At 74.5% G+C, this 5,069-nt stretch carries 4 protein-coding genes; 3 read left to right on the top strand and 1 reads right to left on the bottom strand.

The features are described 5' to 3' along the window. Positions 1-838 precede the first annotated feature (838 nt). Positions 839-1,531 (top strand): demethylmenaquinone methyltransferase, encoded by a 693-nt coding sequence (locus ABZ371_RS28815; RefSeq protein WP_358684983.1) that lies wholly within the window; start codon positions 839-841, stop codon positions 1,529-1,531. Positions 1,532-1,570: 39 nt separating this feature from the next. Here the strand turns inward: ABZ371_RS28815 and ABZ371_RS28810 are convergent, their stop codons facing one another. Continuing rightward, positions 1,571-2,089 (bottom strand): GNAT family N-acetyltransferase, encoded by a 519-nt coding sequence (locus ABZ371_RS28810; protein ID WP_358684980.1) that lies wholly within the window; start codon positions 2,087-2,089, stop codon positions 1,571-1,573. A gap of 96 nt (positions 2,090-2,185) precedes the next feature. Between ABZ371_RS28810 and ABZ371_RS28805 the strand changes: the two genes are divergently transcribed. Next, on the top strand, positions 2,186-3,469 hold the full coding sequence (locus ABZ371_RS28805; protein WP_358684978.1) for a geranylgeranyl reductase family protein: 1,284 nt from the start codon (positions 2,186-2,188) through the stop codon (positions 3,467-3,469). Between the two features lie 75 nt (positions 3,470-3,544). Further along, a partial coding sequence (mptB, locus tag ABZ371_RS28800) for a polyprenol phosphomannose-dependent alpha 1,6 mannosyltransferase MptB (RefSeq protein ID WP_358684975.1) occupies positions 3,545-5,069 on the top strand: 1,525 nt, incomplete at its 3' end.

The raw sequence follows: 5,069 nt of genomic DNA, 5'->3' as shown, positions 1-5,069 counted from the left end.
CGCGCCCGGGGCACCGTCGGCCGGTGCCCGCACTCCCCAGGGGCCGTGCTCGTGGCGGACGGTGCCGTGGAGCCGGGGCGCCGGTGCCGCTCCCGGACGGCCCGGCGCTCCGCCGGGGGTGTGCTGCTCAGCCGGCACGGTTCATTCCACTCCTCGGTACGGGACGCCGTCGGCGTACCACTGCGGTTCTCCGGGCTCGCGCGCCGACCGTCCCCGGGCCGGCCTGGACGGCGTGACCGCTACAGGCGGGGCACCGCGACTTCCGGGAACCCCCGGTGCCTTCGTCGGTGGAGGTGGCGGGCGGACCCGGGGGGACATCGTTGTCCCCGAGCCGGACGGCGGCGGAAGTCCCCGTGCCGGCCTGCGAGTTGCCCGGCCGGGTGGGTAGGTCCGGACCACCGTACCGTCGGGCGGTGACACGGCGGTGCGAGCCGGGTCGCCACCCGGCACGTACCGGCGGGGGAGTCGACGGTCCTCCCGGTGGGCGCGCCGTCGGCCGCCCGGCCGGCGCGTACGTTCCCAGGTCGCCGCCGCCGCCGTCCGTGACAACCCTCTTCCCGTCCGCGCGCACACCCTCCCCCTCCACCGCCCGTCCCAGGGGCCGGCGGTGCCGTCCCCCTCTTCCTTTCTTCCTTACAGAGGGGAACGGAGCCGGAAAGGTTGAAGGCGGAACAGGAATGGATCGAGGCCGCCACCGGCGCGGGGCGGGCCCGCCTGGCCGTGCAGGCGCCACCCGCCCGGAGCCGCCGGCCCCGGCGGGGGCCGCGTACGGGCCGGGGAACGCGCCACGCACGGTCCTGCCCGGCCCCCGCCGGGGTGCGACCGGCACAATGGACGGGTGACCCGAGCATCCCTGGAAAAGCAGCCGCACGAAGTCGCCTCGATGTTCGACGACGTCGCGGCGAACTACGACCTCACCAACGATGTGATCTCCCTCGGGCAGGCCCGGCGCTGGCGCAAGGAGGTCGCCCGGGCCGTCGACGCCCGCCCGGCGCAGAAGATCCTCGACCTGGCCGCCGGAACCGCCACCTCCTCGCAGCCGTTCGCGCGGGCCGGCGCCTACGTGGTGCCGTGCGACTTCTCGATCGGCATGCTGCGGGTCGGCAAGGAGCGGCACCCGTGGATGCCGTTCACCGCTGGCGACGGCACCAGGCTCCCGTTCAAGGACGAGACCTTCGACGCCGTCACGATCTCCTTCGGGCTGCGGAACATCCAGGACACCGACCAGGCGCTGCGCGAGCTGTACCGGGTGACCAAGCCCGGCGGCCGGATCGTCATCTGCGAGTTCTCGCAGCCGACCTGGGCGCCCTTCCGCCGCGTCTACACGGAGTACCTGATGCGGGCGCTGCCACCGGTCGCCCGCACGGTGTGCAGCAACCCGGACGCGTACGTCTACCTCGCAGAGTCGATCCGCGCCTGGCCCGACCAGGCCGGCCTCGCGGGCCTGCTGCAGAAGGCCGGCTGGTCCCGGGTCGGCTGGCGGGACCTCACCGGCGGCGTGGTGGCACTGCACCGGGGCGTGCGCGCCTGAGCCCGGGACCCGCACCGGCCCGGGCGGCGCGGGCGCCCCTCACAGCTCCAGCCGGAAGCAGTACGCCTCCCGCCGTGTCACCGGGGTCGTGTACGTCTCCGCCCGGCGCATGCCGAGCCGCCGGGCGACCGCCAGGGAACGCTCGTTGCGCGCGTCGATCATCGCGACGACCTCGGCGACGCCGGCGGCCCGTACCCGCTCCAGCGTGGCGCGGGCCGCGGCGGTGGCGTATCCGTGCCCCCACGCGGTCCGGCCCAGCCGCCACCCGATCTCGGTGGCGCCGACCGGGCCGAAGGACGTGTGCGGCCACGGCTGGGCGCCCGTGAAACCGAGCACCCGCCCCGTGTCGTCGGTCAGCGTCCACAGGCAGTAACCCAGCTCGGCGTCGTGCCGTCGCTGCCGGGCGGTCAGCTCCTCGTACACCGAGTACTCGGCCGGCCGGCCGCCGTGGAACTCCATCACCTCCGGGTCGCCGAACACGCGGTGCCAGGCCAGGGTGTCCTCGTCGGTCGGGACACGCAGGTGGACGGACGGGGCGGCGGGGGGCGCGAGCGACATCGGGGAGCCCTTCGGTAACGGATCAGCAGGCACCCATAGACTGCACGCGACATGTGCCGCGCGGCACGCGAATTCGAGTCTTCGGGAGATCCGACCGTGACCGAGCCCCTCTCCGAGCACAGCGCGGACGTGATCGTCGTCGGAGCGGGCCCAGCCGGCTCGACGACCGCGTACCACCTCGCCAAGGCCGGACTCGACGTCCTCCTGCTGGAGAAGACGGCCTTCCCCCGGGAGAAGGTCTGCGGCGACGGTCTCACCCCGCGCGCCACCAAGCAGCTCGTCTCCATGGGGATCGACATCTCCGAAGAGGCGGGCTGGCTGCGCAACAAGGGACTGCGCATCATCGGCGGCGGCGTCCGCCTCCAGCTGGACTGGCCGGAACTCGCCTCGTACCCGGACTACGGACTGGTGCGCAAGCGCGACGACTTCGACGAGCAGCTGGCCCGGCAGGCGCAGAAGGCGGGCGCCCGGCTGTACGAGCGCTGCAACGTCGGCGAACCGGTCAGGGACGAACGCACCGGCCGCATCACCGGCGTCCACGCCAAGCTCGGCGAGGAGAAGACCCCGGTCACCTTCCACGCCCCCCTCGTCGTCGCCGCCGACGGCAACTCCACCCGGCTGTCCCTCGCCATGGGCCTGCATCGCCGCGAGGACCGCCCCATGGGCGTGGCCGTCCGCACCTACTTCACCTCGCCCCGCCACGACGACGACTACCTGGAGTCCTGGCTGGAGCTGTGGGACCGGCGCGGCGCCGAGGACCGCCTGCTGCCCGGCTACGGCTGGATCTTCGGCATGGGCGACGGCACGTCCAACGTCGGCCTCGGCATCCTCAACTCCTCGTCCGCCTTCAGGGAGCTCGACTGGCGCGAGGTCCTCAAGGCCTGGTGCGCCTCGATGCCCGAGGACTGGGGCTACACCCCGGAGAACATGACGGCGCCCATCCGGGGCGCCGCCCTCCCGATGGCCTTCAACCGCCAGCCGCACTACACCAAGGGCCTGCTGCTCGTCGGGGACGCGGGCGGCCTGGTGAACCCGTTCAACGGCGAAGGCATCGCGTACGCCATGGAGTCCGGGCAGCTCGCCGCGGACGTCATCGTCCAGGCCCACGCGCGCGCGACTCCCGCCCAGCGCGAACTGGCCCTGCACGCCTACCCGAAGGTCCTCAAGGACACCTACGGCGGCTACTACACGCTGGGCCGCGCCTTCGTGAAGATGATCGGCAACCCGAAGGTCATGAAGATCGCGACCCAGCGCGGCCTGACGCACCCCGTGCTGATGAAGTTCACCCTGAAGATGCTCGCCAACCTCACCGACCCGACCGGCGGGGACGCGATGGACCGCATCATCAACGGGCTCTCGAAGGTCGCCCCGAAGGCCTGACCGCGGCCGGCCCGCCCGGCCTCAGCCCCCGGTCCCGCGATCCGTGCCCCGAACCCGCTGCGATAGGTTTCGGCCATGCGGGCAAAGGGGGCATGGAGCGCCGGCGGATACCGCCGGCTGGGCGCGGCGGGATCGGCGGCCACGGCCCTGGGCGGCTGGGCCGTCGGCACGCTCCCGGCCCACGACCCGTGGGGACTCTGGGTCCCCCACGGGCCCCTGGTGAGCGCCGCCGGTCACGCGCTGGCGTACGGCGGCCTGACGCTGCTCGTCGTGGCCTGGTGGCTGTACGGCCGGGCGGGCGCCTCCGTCCGCCACACCCTCGTCACGCTGGCCTGGTGGGCGGCGCCGCTCGTCCTGGCACCGCCGCTCCACAGCGCGGACGTGTACAGCTACATCGCCCAGGGGGCGATGGTCCTCGAAGGCCATGACGTCTACAGCGTGGGCCCGTCGGTCCTCGACCCCGCCGGCCCCGGCGGGGACGCCGCGGCGAGTGTCGGAGGGCACTGGACCGATACGCCCGCGCCGTACGGACCGTTCTTCCTCGTCCTCGCGCGGGGGGTGGCGTGGGCGACCGGCGGGACGATCGTCCCCGCGGTCCTGGGGATGCGGCTCATCGCGCTGGGCGCGCTCGCACTCGTCGTCCTCTCCCTGCGGCAGCTGGCCCGGGAGCACGGCCGCAGCGAGAGCGCCGCGCTGTGGCTCGGCGCCCTGAACCCCCTGCTGCTGGTGCACGTGGTGGGAGGGGTCCACAACGACGGTCTGATGGCCGCTCTGATGCTGGCGGGCGTCGTCCTCGCCCTGCGGGGGCGGTGGGTCGCCGGCTCCGCGCTCATCGGGCTCGCGATGACGGTGAAGTCACCGGCGGCGCTGGCGCTGCTCTTCGTCGGTGTGCTGGTGGGCGGGGCCGCGACCGGTCCTCTCGCGCGCCGGGTGGCCAAGGGGCTGCTGGCCCCCGGCCTGGTCGCCGTCGTGGTGGCCCTGGGGGCGTCCCTGCTCGGGGGGACGGGGTTCGGCTGGCTGGGCACCCAGGGCGTCGCGGGGCGCATCCACACCGCCCTGTCCCTCAGCAGCGACCTCGGCCTGGGGCTGGGACACCTGGCCCGGCTGGTCGCGGGCACCGACCCGGAACCGGTCGGAACCCTCGTGCAGCACCTCGGACTGGCGGCCGCCCTCGCGCTGATCGCCCGCCTGGCGTGGCGCGCGGCGGCCGGGCGCACGGAACCGGTGCACGCCCTGGGGGTGGCGCTGCTGGTCCTGGTCGCCCTCTCACCGATGGTGCAGCCGTGGTACCTGCTCTGGGGCACGGTCGTGCTCGCCGCCACCGCGTGCGAGGGCCGGGCCCGGAACACGGTGGTCGTGCTGTCGGCGGCGCTCGTCTACGAGACCGCGCCCTCGGGTGCGACGCCCCCGTACGGCTTCGTGCTGGCGGCGCTCGTGTGCGTGGCGGGTGCGTTGCTCCTGCGGCGTGACGGGGCGGCGGTGGCCGGGGCCGCCGTGCCCGGGCCGCGCGGTCCGGTGGACGGCGGCGCGGGGGCGGGCGGCACGGAGCGGGGCACCGGGGCGGCGACGGGCACGGGTTCCGGGCCCCGGTCCGCGAAAC

Source organism: Streptomyces sp. NPDC005899, from assembly GCF_040629645.1.
In the GTDB taxonomy this organism is placed as follows: domain Bacteria; phylum Actinomycetota; class Actinomycetes; order Streptomycetales; family Streptomycetaceae; genus Streptomyces.
Note: the sequence above shows the minus strand (reverse complement) of the source record. Positions and strands in the feature narration are given on the sequence as shown.